Origin of the sequence: Microcella daejeonensis (genome assembly GCF_026625045.1) — a bacterium.
Taxonomy (GTDB): Bacteria; Actinomycetota; Actinomycetes; order Actinomycetales; family Microbacteriaceae; genus Microcella; species Microcella daejeonensis.
The window spans coordinates 1,836,920-1,854,971 of the sequence record NZ_CP113089.1 but is presented as its reverse complement, the minus strand read 5'-3'; the positions used below and the strand labels follow the sequence as shown (position 1 = coordinate 1,854,971).

Sequence of the window (18,052 nt, the reverse complement as noted above, 5' to 3'; positions counted from 1 at the left end):
CGCACGCGTGATCCTCCCTTCCGGGAGGACGTGCGGGACTGATGGGGATGTGCGCCTGGATGGGCACGCGAAGTCAGCCGGACATGCCGACTGCGTCGATCAGCATATCACCGCTCCTCACCGACGATCCCGCCGGTCCCGCTCTCCCCCGCGGCCGATCTCCGGGGCGACGGGATGCCCGCCGCGGGCCAGACTGCCGCGCATGCTCCCCGTCTCCGCCGCCGCCCTCGCCGCTCCGCCCCGGTCGCCCGCGGCCCCGCGCCGACGGCCCGCCGCCCGGCTCGCGGCGGCTCTCCTGCCGCTCCTCGCGCTCGGCCTCCTGGCGGCGCTGCCGACGGCCGAGGCCGCCGCTGCGCCCGGTGCCCTCGCCGCGATGCCGAGCGGGGCCCACCCGGCGGCGCGGTCGCTCGGCACCGCGCCGGATCCCGGCTGGCGGTGGCCCGTCGACGGGCCGCGCCTCGTCGAACGACCCTTCCTCGCGCCGCCGACGCCCTACGCCGCCGGCCATCGCGGCGTCGATCTCGCGGCTCCGGCGGCGCCGCCCGGCGAGCCGGCCGTCGTCCGCTCCCCCGTCGACGGCGTCGTGCACTTCGCCGGCCGCGTCGTCGACCGCGGCGTCGTCACGGTTCGGGCGGGGCCGTTGCTCGTCACGGTCGAGCCGGTCACGGCCTCGGTCGCGGCCGGCGACGAGGTCGTCGCGGGTGAGCAGCTCGGGGTGCTCGAACCCGGTCACTGCGCACGCCCGTGCGCGCACCTGGGCGTGCGCGAGGCCGGGCTCTACGTCTCGCCGATGCGCTGGCTCGGCGGGCTGCAGCGCGCGGTACTGCTGCCGCTCGCGGCACCGCGCGGGTGAGGCGGGCCGTCGAGGCCCGTTCCTCCCGCGCCTCGGCTGCCGCACCGCCGCGGCGCGCCGAGTGCCGCGCGCCTCAGGCCCGCGGGTGCGCCGTGAGGTACGCGGCGGCCAGTCGGTCGGCGCTCACGTGCGTGTAGATCTGCGTCGTGCCGAGGCTCGCGTGGCCGAGCAGCTCCTGCACGGCCCGCAGGTCGGCGCCGCCGTCGAGCAGGTGGGTGGCGGCGGTGTGCCGGAAGGCGTGCGGACCGGCCGGGCCGCTGCCCGGGAGGTCGACGAGCAGCCGTGCGACGAGCTGGTACACGGCGCGGGTCGACAGACGCGACCCGCGCGCGCCCAGCAGCAGGGCATCCCGCCCCGTCGCACCGGTCGCCCCGACCGCGAGCGCCGGTCGCCCGCGCTCGCGATACGCGAGAAGAGCCCGGTGCGCGGGCAGGCCGAAGGGCACGACCCGCTCCTTCGCGCCCTTGCCGAGCACCCGAACGGTGCGGCGCTCGTCGTCGATGTCGGCGAGGTCGAGCCCCACGAGCTCGCTCACCCGCAGGGCGCTCGCGTAGAGCAGCTCGATGATCGCCAGGTCGCGCAGTGCCGCCGGATCATGGCCGGATGCGCGGGCGGCGAGCTGCTCGAAGAGCTCGTCCACCTGCGCCCGGCTGAGCACCCGGGGCAGATGCCGACCGGGCCGCGGGGCGCGCAGCCGTGCCCCCGCGTCGGCCGGCGCCCTGCCCGTGCGCGCGAGCCAGGCGGTGAACCCGCGCACGGTGGACGTGCGGCGGGCGAGGGTCGCCGCCCCGAGCCCCGCCTCGTTCTGCGCCCACACCCACTCGCGCAGCAGCTCGAGGTCGAGCAGCGCGGGATCGGGTTCGGCGCCGCGCCGCTCGACGAACTCGGCGAGCGTCGCCAGATCGCCGCGGTAGGCGCGCACCGTGTGCGGCGAGGCTCCGCGCTCGAGCTCGACCGATCGCAGATAGGCGGCGATCGCGTCGTCGAGGGGGCGGGCATCGGAGTGCACGGCATCAGCATGACGGGCACGCCCGACGGCGGCGGCGCCCCACGCCCGTGCGCCGTCGATCCGTTCCGACATCGAGTGCGCGAGGGGCGCGCCGCGGCGCTCGGCCGTCAGCGGGGGCTCGGCGATCAGCGGGCGCCGACCCCGACCGGGTCGGCCGGCGCGGCCGAGGGCTCGATGCTCTGCGCGGTGAGGCCGCGCTCGAGCGCCTGGGCGTCGGTGAGCTTCGGGCGACGGGGCCACCAGAAGCGGTCCCCCGCGATGAAGGCGAGCGCGGGCACGATCACCGTGCGCACGAGCAGGGTGTCGATGAGCACGCCGATGCAGACGATGATGCCGATCTGGGTGAGCGTGATGAGCGGCAGCACTCCGAGCACCGCGAAGACCGCGGCGAGCAGGATCCCCGCGCTCGTGATCACCGCACCGGTCGCGGCGAGCGCGCGGATCATGCCTTCCCGGGTGCCGAGCCTCTCCGACTCCTCCTGCGCGCGGGTGACGAGGAAGATCGAGTAGTCGACGCCGAGCGCGACGAGGAACAGGAAGCTGAACAGCAGCACGTTCGTGTCGATGGCCGCGAAGCCGAACACCGACTGGAACAGCCACCAGCTCGCACCGACCGCGGAGAAGAAGCTGGCGACGACCGCGACGAGCAGCAGCAGCGGCGCGAGCAGCGATCGCAGGAGCACGATGAGGACGAGCAGCACAAGGACGAGGATGAGCGGGATGACCAGCGCCTGGTCGCGCTGCTGCGCCTCGCTGACGTCGAGGGCCTGAGCGTCGAGCCCGCCGACGAGCGCCTCGCCGGAACCGGCGTCGTCGAGCGCGGCGCGCATCCTCTCGATCGTCGCGAAGGCCGCCGGGGTCTCGGGGTCGGAGCCGAGCGTCACGTCGATGCGCGTCACGTCGTCCGCGCTCTCGCCGACGGCCACGGCGTCGACCCCCTCGATCCCCTCGAGCGCATCGACGGCGGCGTCGACGTCGCCGTCGGGCGCGATGACGACGGCGGGCGACGTCGCCCCGGCCGAGAACGCGTCCGCGAGCACCTCCTGACCGAGCACCGCTTCGGGCTTCTGCAGGAACCGCTCGTTCTGCGAGAGGCCGGTCTGCACGAAGAGCAGGCCGCTCGCGAGCGCCCCGAGCACGGCGAAGCCCGCGATCGCGACGACCACGGGCCGCTTGCTCACGCCGCGACCCAGCTTCCCCCACGGGCTGCGCGAGATGGCGTCGGCCGAGCCGAAGCGCGGCACGTAGGGCCAGAAGAGGCCCCGACCGAACAGCACGAGGGCCGCCGGCAGCACCAGGAGCGCGAAGGCCATCGCGACGACCACGCCGACGGCGCAGGCGAGGCCGAGAGCGCGATTGCCGGCGAGCTCCGCGAAGAGCAGGGTGGCGAGCGCGAGCGCGACGGTACCGCCGCTCGCGAGGATGGCAGGGCCGGCGCCCCGCACGGCCCGGCGCATGGCCTCGCGCCGGTCCTCGTGCAGGCGCAGCTCATCCCGGTAGCGGGCGATGAGCAGCAGGGCGTAGTTCGTCCCCGCGCCGAAGACGAGAACCGACAGGATGCCCGTCACCGAGGCGTCCAGGGCGACTCCGGCCGCGGCCGCCACCCGCCCGGCGATGATGCCCGCGAGCGCGTCGGCCACGCCGATGACCACGAGCGGCACGAGCCAGAGCCAGGGGCTGCGGTAGGTGATGAGCAGCAGCACCGCGACCACGACCACCGTCGTCAGCAGCAGGGTGAAGTCGGCGCCGGCGAACACCGCGGCGACGTCGACCTCGAAGCCCTCGGCACCGGTCAGGTACACCTCGACCCCGTCGTCGAGGCCCTCGGCGGCGACCGTGCGCAGCTCCTCGGCGCGCTCGGCCTGGGCGTCGACCGCCGTGATCGGGTCGAGCGGCACGACGACGAGCGCGGTCGTGCCGTCGTCGGAGATCTGCGGCGGCGGCACCGCACCCTCGCTCGACAGGTCGGCCAACGGGCCGAACGCCGTCTGGGTGATCGTCGCGATGTCGCTCTCGCCGAGCTCCGCGCCGCCGGCCGAGTAGACGAGCAGGGCGGATGTCCCCTCCGCGCTCGGGAACGACTCCTGCAGCTCGTCGACCTGCACCGACTCCGCCGAGTCCGGCAGGCCCACGGGCGGCGCGGTCTCCTCTTCGGCGCCGGAGCCGGCGGCGAAGAGCGCCGCGGCGGCGAGCGCAGCGACGACGAGCACGATCCAGGAGGTCGTGCGCGCGGTGATGAAGCGGAGCAAGCGGGCCATGTCGGTCCTTCTCGGTGGGGATTTTTAGTTCGACTGTCGAACTACTCGACTATCGAGAGACATTAGCGCTAAAGTCGAGGGCATGCAATCGCCTCGTCCCTCGGCCGCCGCGAGCCCCGCGGGCCCCGGTGCAGGTCCGGCCGCCGGCGCCGCCGGTCCCCCCGCCGGCCCTGTGGCTGGTCCCCCCGCCGGCACCGCGCCGGTCCGCCCCGCGACGATGCTGCTGCGCGATCTGCTCGACGTCACCGACGCCTTCGAGAAGTCCCTCGGCGCCTCCCTGTCGGTGAACCCGACCGATCTCGACGCGATGCAGCACCTGATCATGAGCGGCCCGCTCAGCCCGACGGAGCTCGCCCGCCGCCTCGGACGATCCACTGCCGCGACGACCACCTCGATCGATCGTCTCGTCGCGCTCGGTCACGCGACCCGCGAGCCGAACCCGCAGGATCGCCGCGGGGTGCGCGTGGTGCCCTCCCCCGTCTCGAGCGTGAAGGCGATGGGCCGCATCATGCCGATGATCATGAGCATCGACGAGACGCTCGACGAGTTCGACGAGGTCGAGCAGCAGGTCATCACCCGCTATCTCGCGCGCGTCGTCGACGAGTACCGGCAGCACACGGTCGACCCGGAGGACGAGGCCGTGGCGGGTGCACCGGGGAGCACGGCGTCGGACGGCTCGCTCGCGCAGGATCCGACCGCCGGGCCGGTGGGGGCCTAGGCGTTGCTCGCCGTCGCCTCGCTGATGGTGAACGGCGAGTTCTTGCTCGAGAGCTTCTCGAGCCGCTCGGCCGCGGGCATCCCCTCGATCATCGGTCGGTAGTCGATCGAGAACCCGGTCGCCTCGGGGAACGCCCCGAGCGGCACGGTCGAGCTGACGACGACCTCTTCGTAGAGGTGCACAAGATCGAAGGACTGCCCGCCGTCGACGCCCGAGAGCAGCCGGCCGGCGTCGGCACCGAGGTCGAGCGTGTAGCAGGTGGCGGCGGCGACGTGCACCGGGATGCCGGCGAAGGTGGAGTGCGTCGAGTAGTGCAGGTGCCCGGCGAGGATCGCGCGCACGTCGGTGCCGGAGAGCACGGCGGCGAGCGCCGGCTGATCCTGAAGCTCGAGCACCGCCATGATCTCGAGGGGCGTCGGCACGGGCGGGTGGTGCAGGGCGAGAAGCGTGCCGTGCGGGGCGGGCTCGGCGAGCACGCCGCGCAGCCAGTCGAGCTGCTCGGGGGCGATCTCGCCGTGGTGGTACCCCGGCACGGTCGAATCCAGAGAGATGACCCGCAGCCCGGCGACGTCGTAGACGCGATCCTGAGGATGCTCGCTCGCGGGCTCGTCGAACAGCAGCGAGCTGTACGGCCCGCGCTCGTCGTGGTTGCCCATCACCCAGATCAGCTGCGCCCCGAGCCGCTCGACGACGGGTTCGACCGCGGCCCGGAGCCGACGGTACGCGTCGGGCTCGCCCAGGTCGGCGAGGTCGCCCGTGAACACGACCGCGTGCGGCCGCACGCCCGAGCGCTCGATGCGCTCCAGGGCCTGCGCGAGCCGCTGCTCGACGGGCACGACCCCGTACAGCGGCCGCCCCTCCCCGAGCAGGTGCGTGTCGGAGAGGTGCACGACGACGTGCTGGGCGGGCGGGTACTGCCCCATCTGGATCACCCCCGCATGCTACTCCGCGCCGGTGACGCCCGACGGGTCCGCCTCCTCATGCCGCGCGGGCCCCGTCGCGGCAGCGGACTCGTCCGCGGACCGGCGCCGGGTCTGCCGCGGCGCTCTCGGTCGACGCCAGCGGTCGAGGTCGTCCCCCGTCGCCCGGCCCTCGAGCTCGAGGATGCCGAGCGCCCCGCGCACGTTCGCCGCGCTCTCCCCCACCGCACGGGCGAGCTCGTCGACGGTCTGCCGTCGCTGCGGTCGCAGCGCATCCGCGACCCGGGTCACGACCGGGTCCTCGCGCGGCGGCTCGGAGCCGCCGTCATCGCCCGGCATCGGGCGGGGCGGAGCGGACGCCTCGTGATCCTCCGGCAGAACCCCGTCCGCTCCGAAGGCGAGCGCCATGGCGTCCGCCGCCCCGGTCACGCAGACGGCGGGATGCTCGCGCAGCAGTCGATGGCAGCCCGCGCTCGCGGCGCTCGTCACCGGGCCCGGCACCGCGCCGACCTCCCGGCCGAGATCCATCGCGTGGTGAGCGGTGTTGAGCGCCCCCGATCGTCGCCCGGCCTCGACGACGATCGTCGCCCGGGCCAGCGCGGCGATGATCCGATTCCGCTGGAGGAAGCGCCACTTCGTGGGCGCCGAGCCGCACGGCGCCTCCGCGACGACGGCACCCGACTGCACGATGCGCTGCAGCAGGGCCTCATGGCCGGCGGGGTAGAAGCGGTCGATGCCGCCGGCCAGCACGGCCACCGTGGTGCCCCCGCTCGCGAGGGCCGCCCGGTGTGCCATCCCGTCGATGCCGTAGGCGCCCCCGGAGACCACCGCCGCCCCGCGCCCCACGAGTCCGGCCGAGAGCTCCATGGCGACGTGCTCGCCGTACCCGGTCGCGGCGCGCGCGCCGACGACCGCGATGCCCGGTCGGCGCAGCGCGGTCGGGTCGCCGCGCACCCAGAGCACGATCGGGGCGGAGTCGCCGAGGTCGTCGAGAGCCTCCGGCCAGAGCGCGTCCCCGGGCATCAGCAGCTGCGCCGCGCAGCGCGCCGCCCCGTCGAGGGCGCGCAGCACGTCGCCGGCGCGCAGCCGCGGCATCCAGCGCGCGAGCGCCTCCGAGGCGGCGCGCCCGGTGATCTCCCCCTCGGCGGCGGCGACGAGCGCGGAGGCGGGAGCGCGGTCGAGCAGCATGCGCAGGGCCTCGGCCGCGCCGCGATGCCGGATGAGGGCTCCGGCGGTCGCGTCACCGGGCTCGACGAGCACGCTCCAGACCGCTCGCGCGAAGGCCTCGTCGCGCGCGGCCGCGTCGACGGGCGCGCGACCGACGGCGGCGAGGGATTCCTCGAGCCGGGCATCCGGGATGCCCCAGGAGCGTCGGGGGACGGCGTCGAGGCCTTCCAGCGCCATCGGCACGTCGATCTCGGAGATGGTCATCAGAATCCTTTCCGCAGGTGGAGCGCGCGGCCGATGTGGCTCGCGCGAGGCCTCTCGTCGCCGTCGAGGTCGACGAGGGACCAGGCGATGCGCAGAACGCGGTCGTAGCCGCGCATCGTCAGGGCGCCCCGCTCCAGAGCGCGGTCGAGCGGCGCGCGGTCGGCGACCGAGGGGCGCCAGGCATCGCTGCGCAGCACCGTGCCGGGGACGTGCGCGTTGAGCGCCCAGCCGCAATCGCCCCAGCGGGCTCGGGTGCGCTCGCGGGCCGCCCGCACGCGTTCCCGTGCACCCGCGGTGGTCGTGCCGCCCTGCTGCCCGCCCGTCATCTGGGCGGCACCGACGCGGCGCACGGTGAGGTGCAGGTCGACGCGGTCGAGGAGCGGTCCGGAGAGGCGGGCGAGATACCGGCGGCGGGCCTGCGGCGGGCAGGTGCACTCCCCGTCCGGGCTGAGCGCCTGCCCGCAGGGGCAGGGGTTCGCGGCGAGCACGAGCTGGAAGCGGGCGGGGAATCGGGCGACCGTGCGGGCGCGATGGATGGTGATCTCGCCGGTCTCGAGGGGCTGCCGCAGGGCATCCAGCACCGAGGCCGAGAACTCGGGCGCCTCGTCGAGGAACAGCACCCCGTGCGCGGCGCGCGAGATCGCGCCGGGCCGCAGCAGTCCGCTTCCGCCGCCGATGAGCGAGGCCATCGTCGCGCTGTGGTGCGGCGCCTCGAGCGGCGGCCGGGTGATGAGGGCGTCGCCGAGCGGCAGCCCGGCGAGCGAGCGCACCGACGAGACCTCGACGGCGGCGTCGGGCTCGAGGTCGGGCAGCAGCCCGGGAAGCCGCGAGGCGAGCAGGGTCTTGCCCGCACCGGGCGGGCCGAGCAGCATGAGGTGGTGCCCGCCGGCCGCCGCCACCTGCAGGGCCTCGACCGCTTCGGGGTGCCCGACGACCTCGGCCAGGTCGCCGCCCGTCGGGGGCGGCGCGGAAGGCTCGGGCGCCGCGATCGCCTCCATCGGCACCGGATCGAGCTCGGCCCCGTGATGGATGAGCACGTCGCGCAGCGAGACGGCTCCGATCACGCGGATGCCCGGCACGAGCAGCGCCTCGCGCTCGTTGCCGCGCGGCACGACGACGGCGCGTGCGCCCGCACGGCGGGCGGCGAGCACCGCGGGCAGCACCCCCGCGACGGGACGCAGCCGGCCGTCGAGCGACAGCTCGCCCACGTGCACCGTGCGCTCGATCGACTCGGGCGCGAGCGGCGGCGCGCTCGTGGCGAGGGCGGCGACGGCGATCGCGAGGTCGAAGGCCGAGCCGTGCTTCGGCAGCGAGGCCGGCGAGAGGTTGACGGTGACCTTGCGGGCGGGCAGCTCGCAGTCGGAGTTGGCCGCCGCTGCCCGGACGCGATCCTTCGCCTCGCCGAGCGCCGTGTCGGGCAGGCCGATGATGGTGAACGCGGGCAGCCCGTTGGCGAGGTCGGCCTCGACCTCGACGAGGGCGCCGTCGACGCCGTTGAGGGCGACGGCGAGGGTGCGGGCGACGGCCATCAGCAGACCTGCCGCACGTGCTCGACGGCGACGCCGTCTCGGTCGGCGACGACCGCGATCGCATCGATGCGCACTCGCTCGACGGGCCCGTTCTCGGCGACCCACGCGCCGGCCAGGCGACGCAGCCGGGCGAGCTTCATGGGGGTGATCGCATCGAGCGGATGCCCGTACCCGCGCCCCGACCGCGTCTTGACCTCGACGACCACGGTCGTCGATCCGCACCGGGCGACGAGGTCGATCTCGCCGATCGGGCAGCGCCAGTTGCGGTCGAGGATCGTGTAGCCGAGCCCGAGCAGGTGGTCGGCGGCGAGCTGCTCGCCGCTGCGACCCAGAACGTCTTTGCGTGCCATGAGCACCTCCTGCGAAGGAGGATGGCGGAGCATCCCGCCCGCGGAGGGTCGGACCGGGGTACGGGGGCGATCAGCCGCGGAGGAGGCGGCTGGGGAGGAGCCGCGCGCTACTCGTCGAGCGCGAGCTCCTTGGGCAGCTTGAGCTCCTTCTTGCCGAGCTCCTCGACGTTGACGTCCTTGAAGGTCAGCACCTTGACGCTCTTGACGAAGCGGTCGCTGCGGTAGACGTCCCACACCCAGACGTCGGTGAGCGTCAGCTCGAAGAAGAAGTCGCCCGCGACCTCGCGCACCACCTGCTGCACCTCGTTCGCGAGGTAGAAGCGGCGCTCGGTCTCGATCACGTACTGGAACTGCGCGACCACGTCGCGGTACTCCCGGTACAGGGCGAGCTCGACCTCGCGGTCGTAGTCCTCGAATTCGTCGTCGTCCATCGCGTGCAGTCTAGACCGAGAAGGGGAGCATGCCCGCCGCCGGCTCCGCCGAGCGCAGCCAGGTGAGGCGGTGCCGCGGCGAGGCGCCGTGCTCGGCGACGGCGGCCAGGTGCGCGGGGCTCCCGTAGCCCTTGTTGCCGTCCCAGCCGTAGACGGGCCAGCGCTCGTGATCGATCACCATGAGGGCGTCGCGGTGCTGCTTGGCCATGATCGAGGCGCCCGCCACCGAGGCGCAGTCGCGATCGGCCTTGACCCGGGTGAGGATGCGCGGCGGAGCTCCGAGCGCCGGCGTCAGCCAATCGTGGCTGCCGTCGAGCAGCACCGTCGCGGCGGCGACGTCGACGCCCTGCTCGAACAGGCTGATGAGGGCGCGGCGCCCCGCGAGGCCGAGCGCCGCGACGATGCCCAGCGCGTCGACCTCGGCGGGCTCCGCCTCGCCGACCGCGGTGGCCATGGCCCAGCGGGCGACGAGGGGCTCGACGGCGCGCCGGCGGGTGGCGCTCAGGAGCTTGGAGTCGCGCAGGCCCTCGGGCACGGCATCCGTCTGGGGCAGGATCGCGCACACGCCGACCGCCGCGATGCCGGCGATCGCCCCGCGGCCGACCTCGTCGACGCCGATGACGAGGGGGGCGCCGCCCGCGAACAGCGCGGCCTCGACCTCGAGGGTCGGGTCGGTCGGGGCCACGGGCTCAGCGGTCGTCGACCGAGGCGCGCGCCTCGTCGACCCCGTCGAAGACGAGGGGGTAGTTGTCGAGCCAGGTCCAGCGGTCGAGCGGCCAGCTGATCACGAAGGCCCGCCCGACGACGTCGCTGATGGGCACCGTGCCGTTGAACCGCGAGTCGGATGAGTTGTTGCGGTTGTCGCCCATCACCCAGAGGGTGCCCTCGGGCACGTCGATCTGGAAGTCCCTCTCGCTCGCCGGACTGCCGCTGCCGGCACCTCGGATGTACGGCTCCTCGAGCGGCACCCCGTTGACGCTCATCTGCCCGAGGTCGTTGCAGCACACGACGCGGTCGCCCGGGAGCCCGATGAGGCGCTTGACGAGGTGCTCGTCGCTGTCGGGGGCGGAGAGCCCGACGATCGAGCCGAGCCACTCGGCCGCCGCGACGAGGGGGGGCTGCGGAGCCTCGGGCTGCGGCGTGAGCCAGCTGCCCGGGTCGGTGAAGACGACGACGTCCCCGCGCTCGAGCGGCACGAGCTCGGGCACGAGCTGGTTGACGATGATGCGGTCGTTCTCGACGAGCGTGTCGCTCATCGACGGCGACGGGATGTAGAACGAGCGGATCAGGAACGTCTTGATGATGAACGAGATCAGCAGCGCCGCGATGATGATGAGAGCGACGTCGCGCAGGAAGAGCAGTGCGCTGCGACGTCGGCTCGATGCGCCCGTCGAGGTATCGGATGCTCCCGCGGCCGGCAGCGCAGCGTCTTCAGTCATGACTCCCCTGGTGTTCGTCTCCAGTCTAGGCGGCGGGGCCGGGTCGATCCCGCCGCCGTCCAGGGGCCGGATCATCCCGCGGGCCGTCCGCGCGCCCCGAACGCACGAGGACCCCGCCGCGATGCGACGGGGTCCTCGTGGGTGATGCGCGAGGGATCAGTTCTCGCGCTTCTCCTTGATCTTGGCCTTCTTGCCGCGCAGACCGCGCAGGTAGTAGAGCTTCGCGCGGCGCACGTCTCCGCGGGTGACGACCTCGATGTGGTCGATGATCGGCGAGTGCACGGGGAAGGTGCGCTCGACGCCGACCTGGAAGCTGACCTTGCGGACGGTGAACGACTCGCGGACGCCCTCGTTCGAGCGGCCGATGACGACGCCCTGGAACACCTGGACGCGCGAGCGGGTGCCCTCGACGATGTTGACGTGCACCTTGACGGTGTCGCCGGCGCGGAACTCGGGGATGTCGTCGCGCAGCGAGGCGGCGTCGACGTGGTCGAGGATGTGCATGGTCATTCGCTCTCTGCAACCGCCACAGGTCGACTGCGGTATGAAGGGGATGTTCGAAAAGGGAGGGCCTCGAGGATCGCCGGCTCCCCTGTGGCAGAGCCGTGCCGAGGCACAAGGTGAAATCATGCCACAGAGCGTCCTCCGCGGCCAATCCATGGAACGATGAGGGGTTGGATGACGCCGTGCGCGGCGGATGAGCAGGAGGAGCGGGGATGAGCGGGGACGATTCGACGAAGGACGTCGCCGAGCGCACCCTCGCCACCGACAAGGTGGTCATGCGCACCGCCCCCGTCCAGCAGCGCAGCGCCGAGCGCATCTCCCTCCTGCTCGATGCGGCGGCATCCCTCATCGACGAGGACGGCATCGACGGCGTCACGACGAGCGCGGTCGCCGAGCGCTCCGCGAGCTCGGTCGGCGTCGTGTATCGCTACTTCCCGAACATCCAGACCCTGCTGCGCGCGCTCGCCGTGCGCAACATGGAGCGCTACGTCGCCCGGGTGCAGGAGAACATCGACACCTCGCCGCCCGAGCCCTGGTCGTCGTTCGACCGCACGCTCGACATCTTCGTCGAGATGAACCGCACCGAGCCGGGGTTCCGCGCGCTGCGTTTCGGCGACGTGATCGACCAGCGGTTCATGAGCGAGGAGGTCAGCAACAACTCCATCCTCGCCCGCGACTTCACCGCCCGCATCGGCGCGACCTACGACTTCGAGCCCGACGACGAGATCCTCTTCCACGTGGAGGTCGCGATCGAGATCGGCAGCGCGCTGCTGTCGCGAGCCTTCCAGCAGGACAAGGACGGCGACGAGCGGTTCATCGAGATGACCCGTCGCGTCTGCACCGACTACCTGACGACCCACATCCCCCTCCCGAGGACGACATGATCGAACTGCGCACCCCTTCCGAGATCGACGAGATGCGCGCCGCCGGCCGCTTCGTCGCGAGCGTCATCACCGCGACCACCGAGGCCGCCGCGGTGGGCGTCAACCTGCTCGAGCTCGATGCGCTCGCGCACGAGATGATCCGGGCGCGCGGCGCGGAGAGCTGCTACATCGACTACCACCCCTCGTTCGGCGCCTCGCCCTTCGGCAAGGTCATCTGCACCTCGGTGAACGACGCCGCGCTGCACGGGCTGCCCCACGACTACGTCCTGCAGGACGGCGACGTGCTCTCGCTCGACTTCGCGGCCTCCGTCGACGGCTGGGTGAGCGATTCGGCGAAGACGATCATCGTGGGCACCCCCCGAGCCGAGGATGCCCGGCTCATCGCGACGACCGAGCAGGCCCTGGCTGCCGGCATCGCGGCGGCGCAGGTCGGCGGCCGCCTGGGCGACATCTCGGCGGCCATCGGCGATGTGGCGGAGGCGGCGGGCCTCTCCGTGAACCTCGACTTCGGCGGCCACAGCGTCGGCCGCACCATGCACGGCGATCTGCACCTGCCGAACGACGGTCGCGCGGGGCGCGGGCTCAAGCTCAAGGCGGGTCTCGTCATCGCGATCGAGCCGTGGTTCATCCACGACACCGACGAGATCTACACCGACAAGGACGGGTGGACGCTGCGCAGCCGCACCGGATCCCGAGCCGCGCACGCCGAGCACACCGTCGCGCTCACGCCGGACGGGCCGCTCGTGCTCACCGCGCGGGACTGACCACCGGTATCTGCGCGGTCGGCGGTCCGTCGCCGAGCCGGTCGCCCGATCGCGGATCGACCGGCATCCGGCTCTCGCGACGGATGCGGATGGTGCCGCCCGTCATGAGCGCGCACGCCCAGACGGCGCCGACGATGAGCAGCGGCCAGAGCAGGAACCCGACGATGAGCGCCGCCGAGTCGAGCGAGGTGAGTCCGAGCACGATCGCGATGACGGCTTGCGCGACGACGAGCGCCTTCTCCGCCGCCGAGAGCGCCGGAGGGCGCCGGAAGCCCACGATCACGTGGTTGACCGCGAGGGACAGCGCGAGACCCGGGTAGACGAAGGAGGTCGTGATGACCGCCTGCACCGAGGGCAGGAGCTCGTAGTCCCCGGCGGCCTGGAGGCTCCACGAGGCGACGGCGACGGCGAGGCAGAGCACGGCGATGAGCGGCTGCATCCAGCTCCAGGCCCGCTCCGCCGGGGTCACTGCTCGCCGATCAGATCGGGTCGGGTCGCCCGGGTGCGCGCCACCTGCTGCTCATGGCGCCATGCGGCGATCGCGCCGTGGTTGCCGCTCAGCAGAACGGGTGGCACCGCGTGATCCCGCCAGACGGCGGGCTTGGTGTAGCTGGGGTGCTCGAGCAGTCCGGCCTCGTGGCTCTCCTCCTCGAGGCTCGCCGGGTTGCCGACCATGCCCGGCACGAGACGGCCGACCGCTTCGATGATCGCCATCGCCGCCACCTCTCCCCCGTTGAGCACGTAGTCCCCGAGGCTGACCTCTCGAACCTCGATGCGCTCAGAATAGTGCTCGACGACCCTCTGGTCGATGCCCTCGTAGCGACCGCAGGCGAAGACGAGGTGGTCGCGGGCGGCGAGCTCGCGGGCGGTGGCCTGGGTGAAGGGATGCCCGGCGGGGCTCGGCACGATGAGCGTCGAGCGCTCCGTCACGATGCCGTCGAGCGCCTCGCCCCAGGGCTCCGGTCGCATCACCATGCCGGCGCCCCCGCCGTACGGCGTGTCGTCGACCGTGCGATGACGGTCGTGGGTGGAGTCGCGCAGGTCGTGCACCTGCGTCTCGATGAGGCCGCTCTGACGGGCCTTGCCGAGCAGGGAGACATCGAGCACCCCGAAGAACTCGGGGAAGATCGTGACGATGTCGATGCGCATCGCGCGGCCTAGGGCTCGTCGCGCTCGGGCTCGTCGGCCCGAGTCGTGAGGCCCGCGCCCTCGGCGTCGACTGCGGTCTCCACGGCGTCCTCGGGCAGCTCCTCGAGGAGCCCCGCGGGCGGGGTCAGCACGATCGTGCCGGCGGCCACGTCGACGGTCGGCACGATGGCCGCCACGAAGGGCACGAGCACGTCGCGGTCCCCGACGCGGATGGTCAGCAGATCCTGCGCGGGGAAGTGATCGATGCGGGTGACGACGCCGATCTGCTCGCCGTCGCGCATCGCCCGCAGGCCGACGAGCTGGAAGTCGTACCAGGCGTCGTCCTCCGGCTCCTCGGCCGGATCGCGATCGATCCAGAGGATGGCCTTGACGAGGCTCTCGGCGCCCTCGCGGTCGGTGACGCCCTCGAAGAAGGCCACGGGCTGGCCGTTGTACCAGCGCAGCTCGACGAGCGTCAGCGTCTTGCCGTGCCACGGCGAGGTCGTGGGCACCTGCAGGGTGAAGACGGCCCCGGCGGCGAAGCGCTTGTCGGGGTCGTCGGTGTACATCTCGACCTTGAGCGCGCCCTTGAGGCCGTGCGCCTTGGTGAGGCGGCCGATGCGCAGCTGATCGGTCGAGGCGTCGGGACGCGGGATCTTGACGTCGCCCACGACTAGTCGGCGTCGGTGTCGACGACGTCGACGCGCACGCGGCGACCGTCGGCGAGCGACGAGATCACGGTGCGCAAGGCCTTGGCGGTGCGACCGCCGCGGCCGATGACGCGGCCGAGGTCCTCGGGGTGCACGCGCACCTCGAGGACCTCGCCGCGACCGGAGTTCTGCGCGACCACGACGACATCGTCCGGGTGATCGACGATTCCCTTGACGAGATGTTCCAGCGTGTCAGCGAGCACGGTGCATTAGGCCTTGTCGGCCTCGGCGGCGTCGGCCGCGGTGTCGTCGGCGGGGGCCTCAGCGGGCTCCTCGGCGGCGGGGGCCTCGGCGGCCGGGGCCTCCTCGACCTTCTTCTCGGCCTTGGGCTTCAGCACGGGCTTCTTGGCCGCGTCGGCCTGGAAGGCCTCCTTCGGCTCAGCCACGCGCACGGTGCTCACGGCGTCCTTGTCGCCCTTGAAGCGACCCCAGTCGCCGGTGAGCTTCAGCAGCGCCGCGACCTGCTCGGTCGGCTGCGCGCCGACGCCGAGCCAGTACTGCGCGCGCTCGGAGTCGACCTCGATGACCGAGGGCTCCTCGGTCGGGTGGTACTTGCCGATCTCCTCGATGACACGACCATCGCGCTTGGTGCGCGAGTCGGCGACGACGATGCGGTAGTAGGGCGCACGGATCTTGCCCATGCGCTTGAGACGGATCTTGACAGCCACGATTCTCCAGAATGTGTGAACGGGGTGAGTCGGCGCCGGTTGCGTGGGGCACACTCGGCGCGAAAGCTCGTGATGGACGCTCGCGCCGCCTGATTAGAGGGTCGGGCGCGCGAGCACTCGACCCCCCATTCTTGCAGATCCGCGAGCCGCCCCGATACCGCGAGGATCCGGGATGCTCAGCGCGCCGCGTCGCGCCACGCCAGCCACTCGCGCACGGGCGCGAGGTCGTACTCGGGGCCGGTCATGCCGAGCGTGAACAGGCTCGCGCCCAGGGCCCGGAGCTCCTCCACCTCGGCGACGCTCTGCTTGCCCAGCTCGACCGAGATCTCGATCTCGCCCTGGTCGCGGCCGACCGCGGCGCAGTGCTCGCCGAGGATCCCGAGCTTGCGCTCGAGCGTCGCCGCATCGCTGAAGCTGTGCCAGATGTGCGCGTGCTCGGCGACCATGCGCAGCGTCTTCTTCTCGCCGCCCCCGCCGATGAGGATCGGGATGTGGCGCGTGGGCGCCGGGTTGAGCGTCGTCCAGCGCTCGCGGATGATCGGCAGATCGCGCGCGAGGTCGTTCAGTCGCGAGCCGACGGTGCCGAACTCGTAGCCGTACTCCTCGTAGTCGCGCTCGAACCAGCCGGAGCCCGTGCCGAAGATGAACCGGCCGGTGCCGGTGCCCTTCGCGCTGATGCGGTCGATCGTGCGGGCCATATCGGCCTGCAGGTTGGGGTTGCGGTACGAGTTGCAGTTGACGAGCGCGCCGAGCTCGATGCGGCTGGTCTGCTCGGCGATCGCCGCGAGCATCGTCCACGACTCGAAGTGCAGGCCGTCGGGCTCGCCGTACAGCGGGAAGAAGTGGTCCCAGTTGAAGACGATGTCGGCGCCGAGCTCCTCGAGCTCGGTGACGCGGTCGCGGATCAGTTCGTAGGGCGCGTGCTGGGGCTGCAGCTGCACCCCGATGCGGATGGGTCGAGTGCTCATACCCTCACCCTACGAGCCGACGGCCGTCGGAGCCGTGCGCATCCACGGGGCCGCGGATTCGAGCTGCGAGGCGACCGGGAGCAGCAGCGCCTCCCCCGCGCCGTCCTCCGCCGGATGCGCGACGAGCTGCACGGCGAGCGGCACTCCACCCTCCTCGTTCCATCCCGCCGGCACCACCGCCGCGGGCCACGAGAGCAGGTTCCAGAGCGCGGCGTAGGGGGCGTAGCCGATATTGCTGCGCAGGTTCGCGGTCCAGCTGCGCCGATGCCAGCCCTCGGCCACCGGCCCGCACTGCGTGAGGGCGGGCGTGAGCAGCACGTCGACGCCCCGGGTCGCCGCATCGACGCGGGCGCGCAGCCGGTCGACCGGCGCGGACCGCAGGCCGCCCGTCCGCGCGAGGAGACGCCCGGCGCGCACGTGCGCCCGGACCCGCGGCTCGAGCGCAGCGAGGTCGAGCCCGTCGTGGGTGGCGTCCGCGGCGGCCCCGGCGAACCACCGGGCGATCACCGGCAGCGGATCCGGGGGGTACGGCACGGCGAGCTCGACCACCTCGTGCCCGGCCGAGCGCAGCGCAGCAGCCGACCCCTCGGCGGCCGCCCTCCAGCGGGGGTCGAGCCGGGCGAGCGGGGTCGGGATGCCCGTCGCGAGCCCGATGCGCAGCCTCCGCGCGGGCGGACCGACGTCGGCGAGCTCGGGGCGGCCGGCCATCACCGAGAGCACGAGTGCGGCATCCGCCACGGTCGTGGCCACGGGGCCGTTCTCGCTCATCCCCGACCAGCTGTCGGCTCCCATGTCGGCGGGTACGAGGCCGCGCCCGGGTTTGAGCCCCACCAGGCCGCAGTTCGCCGCCGGGATGCGGATGGAACCCATGCCGTCCGCCGCATGCGCGACCGGGATCATGCCGCTCGCGACCGCAGCGGCCGAGCCGCCGGAGGATCCGCCGGGGGTGCGGCCGGGATTCCACGGGTTGCGGGTCGTCCCGTGCACCGAGTCGGTGGTGCCGAACACGCACAGCTCGGGCACGCGGGTGATGCCCACCACGACGGCGCCCGCCGCGCGCAGGCGGGAGACGACCTCGTGGTCTGCGGTCTGCGGCGCATCGCTCGTCGCGGCGCTCCCCTCGCGCATCGGCTCGCCGGCGACGGGGATGTTGTCCTTGATCGCGAGCGGGACCCCCGCGAGCGGCAGGGCCTCGCCCGCGGCGACGCGGGCATCCACCGCGGCGGCCTCGACGAGCGCACGATCCGCGCGCACCACCTGGAAGGCGCCCAGACCCGGATCGAGCGCCGCGATGCGGGCCAGGGCGGCGCGGGTCTGCGCGACGGCGGTGGTCGACCCGGCGCGCACGGCCGCGGCAGTCGCGACCGCGGTCGCGCCGGCGGCCGGGGCCACGGCGCCGACATCGGCGGGGAGGCTCATGGCCTCACCCTACGACGCACCGACGACCGACCCGGTGCCGATCGATTCGGCTCCAGCCGGTCGGACGCG

At 73.3% G+C, this 18,052-nt stretch carries 21 protein-coding genes; 4 read left to right on the top strand and 17 right to left on the bottom strand.

From position 1 onward, the window contains the following. The first annotated feature begins 202 nt into the window (after positions 1 to 202). Positions 203 to 853 (top strand): peptidoglycan DD-metalloendopeptidase family protein, encoded by a 651-nt coding sequence (locus OVN18_RS09010; protein WP_267780393.1) that lies wholly within the window; start codon positions 203 to 205, stop codon positions 851 to 853. Between the two features lie 73 nt (positions 854 to 926). Here the strand turns inward: OVN18_RS09010 and OVN18_RS09005 are convergent, their stop codons facing one another. Both OVN18_RS09005 and OVN18_RS09000 read right to left on the bottom strand, forming a co-directional pair. Further along, on the bottom strand, positions 927 to 1,862 hold the full coding sequence (locus OVN18_RS09005; RefSeq protein ID WP_267780392.1) for a tyrosine recombinase XerC: 936 nt from the start codon (positions 1,860 to 1,862) through the stop codon (positions 927 to 929). A 125-nt stretch (positions 1,863 to 1,987) separates the two neighbouring features. After that, a complete protein-coding gene (locus OVN18_RS09000; RefSeq protein WP_267780390.1) occupies positions 1,988 to 4,120 on the bottom strand; it encodes an MMPL family transporter in 2,133 nt (710 codons plus the stop codon). 172 nt (positions 4,121 to 4,292) lie between these two features. On the opposite strand from OVN18_RS09000, the gene OVN18_RS08995 reads away from it, so the two are divergent. Further along, the gene (locus OVN18_RS08995) at positions 4,293 to 4,838 is read left to right on the top strand and encodes a MarR family winged helix-turn-helix transcriptional regulator (protein ID WP_267780389.1); all 546 of its coding nucleotides are present in this window, start codon (positions 4,293 to 4,295) and stop codon (positions 4,836 to 4,838) included. On the opposite strand, the gene OVN18_RS08990 is transcribed toward OVN18_RS08995, so the two are convergent. The 8 genes from OVN18_RS08990 to rplS all read right to left on the bottom strand — a co-directional run bounded on the left by OVN18_RS08990 (position 4,835) and on the right by rplS (position 11,442). Continuing rightward, positions 4,835 to 5,761 (bottom strand): phosphodiesterase, encoded by a 927-nt coding sequence (locus tag OVN18_RS08990; protein ID WP_267782980.1) that lies wholly within the window; start codon positions 5,759 to 5,761, stop codon positions 4,835 to 4,837. The two genes, OVN18_RS08995 and OVN18_RS08990, sit on opposite strands and share 4 nt — an antisense overlap. Positions 5,762 to 5,779: 18 nt before the next feature. After that, on the bottom strand, positions 5,780 to 7,189 hold the full coding sequence (dprA, locus tag OVN18_RS08985; RefSeq protein ID WP_267780387.1) for a DNA-processing protein DprA: 1,410 nt from the start codon (positions 7,187 to 7,189) through the stop codon (positions 5,780 to 5,782). Continuing rightward, a complete protein-coding gene (locus OVN18_RS08980) occupies positions 7,189 to 8,718 on the bottom strand; it encodes a YifB family Mg chelatase-like AAA ATPase (RefSeq protein WP_267780385.1) in 1,530 nt (509 codons plus the stop codon). The genes dprA and OVN18_RS08980 overlap by 1 nt, the downstream gene beginning before the upstream one ends. Further along, positions 8,718 to 9,068, bottom strand: a complete 351-nt coding sequence (locus OVN18_RS08975) for a YraN family protein (protein ID WP_267780384.1) — start codon at positions 9,066 to 9,068, stop codon at positions 8,718 to 8,720. Before OVN18_RS08975 ends, OVN18_RS08980 begins: the two co-directional genes overlap by 1 nt. 107 nt (positions 9,069 to 9,175) lie before the next feature. Continuing rightward, the gene (locus tag OVN18_RS08970) at positions 9,176 to 9,499 is read right to left on the bottom strand and encodes a DUF2469 family protein (RefSeq protein WP_168915316.1); all 324 of its coding nucleotides are present in this window, start codon (positions 9,497 to 9,499) and stop codon (positions 9,176 to 9,178) included. Between the two features lie 10 nt (positions 9,500 to 9,509). After that, positions 9,510 to 10,184 carry a ribonuclease HII gene (locus OVN18_RS08965; protein ID WP_267780382.1) on the bottom strand — a complete coding sequence of 225 codons (675 nt, stop codon included), beginning with the start codon at positions 10,182 to 10,184 and terminating at the stop codon, positions 9,510 to 9,512. 4 nt (positions 10,185 to 10,188) lie between these two features. Beyond that, positions 10,189 to 10,938 carry a signal peptidase I gene (lepB, locus tag OVN18_RS08960; protein ID WP_267780381.1) on the bottom strand — a complete coding sequence of 250 codons (750 nt, stop codon included), beginning with the start codon at positions 10,936 to 10,938 and terminating at the stop codon, positions 10,189 to 10,191. Positions 10,939 to 11,094: 156 nt separating this feature from the next. Next, positions 11,095 to 11,442, bottom strand: coding sequence for a 50S ribosomal protein L19 (gene rplS / locus OVN18_RS08955; RefSeq protein WP_267739354.1), 348 nt, complete (start codon positions 11,440 to 11,442; stop codon positions 11,095 to 11,097). A gap of 212 nt (positions 11,443 to 11,654) precedes the next feature. On the opposite strand from rplS, the gene OVN18_RS08950 reads away from it, so the two are divergent. Continuing rightward, on the top strand, positions 11,655 to 12,326 hold the full coding sequence (locus OVN18_RS08950) for a TetR family transcriptional regulator (protein WP_267780379.1): 672 nt from the start codon (positions 11,655 to 11,657) through the stop codon (positions 12,324 to 12,326). Then, complete coding sequence (map, locus tag OVN18_RS08945; RefSeq protein WP_267736675.1) at positions 12,323 to 13,090, top strand: type I methionyl aminopeptidase; 768 nt, start codon at positions 12,323 to 12,325, stop codon at positions 13,088 to 13,090. The genes OVN18_RS08950 and map overlap by 4 nt, the downstream gene beginning before the upstream one ends. Here map and OVN18_RS08940 read toward each other — a convergent pair. From OVN18_RS08940 to OVN18_RS08910, 7 genes are all read right to left on the bottom strand, one after another. After that, positions 13,074 to 13,559 carry a hypothetical protein gene (locus OVN18_RS08940; protein WP_267780377.1) on the bottom strand — a complete coding sequence of 162 codons (486 nt, stop codon included), beginning with the start codon at positions 13,557 to 13,559 and terminating at the stop codon, positions 13,074 to 13,076. The genes map and OVN18_RS08940 overlap by 17 nt on opposite strands. After that, positions 13,556 to 14,239, bottom strand: coding sequence for a tRNA (guanosine(37)-N1)-methyltransferase TrmD (gene trmD / locus OVN18_RS08935; RefSeq protein WP_267780376.1), 684 nt, complete (start codon positions 14,237 to 14,239; stop codon positions 13,556 to 13,558). Before trmD ends, OVN18_RS08940 begins: the two co-directional genes overlap by 4 nt. Before the next feature lie 8 nt (positions 14,240 to 14,247). Beyond that, a complete protein-coding gene (rimM, locus tag OVN18_RS08930) occupies positions 14,248 to 14,787 on the bottom strand; it encodes a ribosome maturation factor RimM (protein WP_407666083.1) in 540 nt (179 codons plus the stop codon). A 104-nt stretch (positions 14,788 to 14,891) separates the two neighbouring features. Beyond that, positions 14,892 to 15,131, bottom strand: a complete 240-nt coding sequence (locus tag OVN18_RS08925) for an RNA-binding protein (RefSeq protein WP_168915309.1) — start codon at positions 15,129 to 15,131, stop codon at positions 14,892 to 14,894. A 6-nt stretch (positions 15,132 to 15,137) separates the two neighbouring features. Next, entirely contained in the window at positions 15,138 to 15,596 is a 459-nt protein-coding gene (rpsP, locus tag OVN18_RS08920) for a 30S ribosomal protein S16 (protein WP_267736671.1), read from the bottom strand. Between the two features lie 176 nt (positions 15,597 to 15,772). Beyond that, positions 15,773 to 16,564: an LLM class F420-dependent oxidoreductase gene (locus tag OVN18_RS08915; RefSeq protein WP_267780373.1), complete on the bottom strand. Its 792-nt coding sequence runs from the start codon at positions 16,562 to 16,564 to the stop codon at positions 15,773 to 15,775. A 9-nt stretch (positions 16,565 to 16,573) separates the two neighbouring features. Further along, positions 16,574 to 17,983, bottom strand: coding sequence for an amidase (locus OVN18_RS08910; RefSeq protein ID WP_267780371.1), 1,410 nt, complete (start codon positions 17,981 to 17,983; stop codon positions 16,574 to 16,576). Positions 17,984 to 18,052 lie beyond the last annotated feature (69 nt).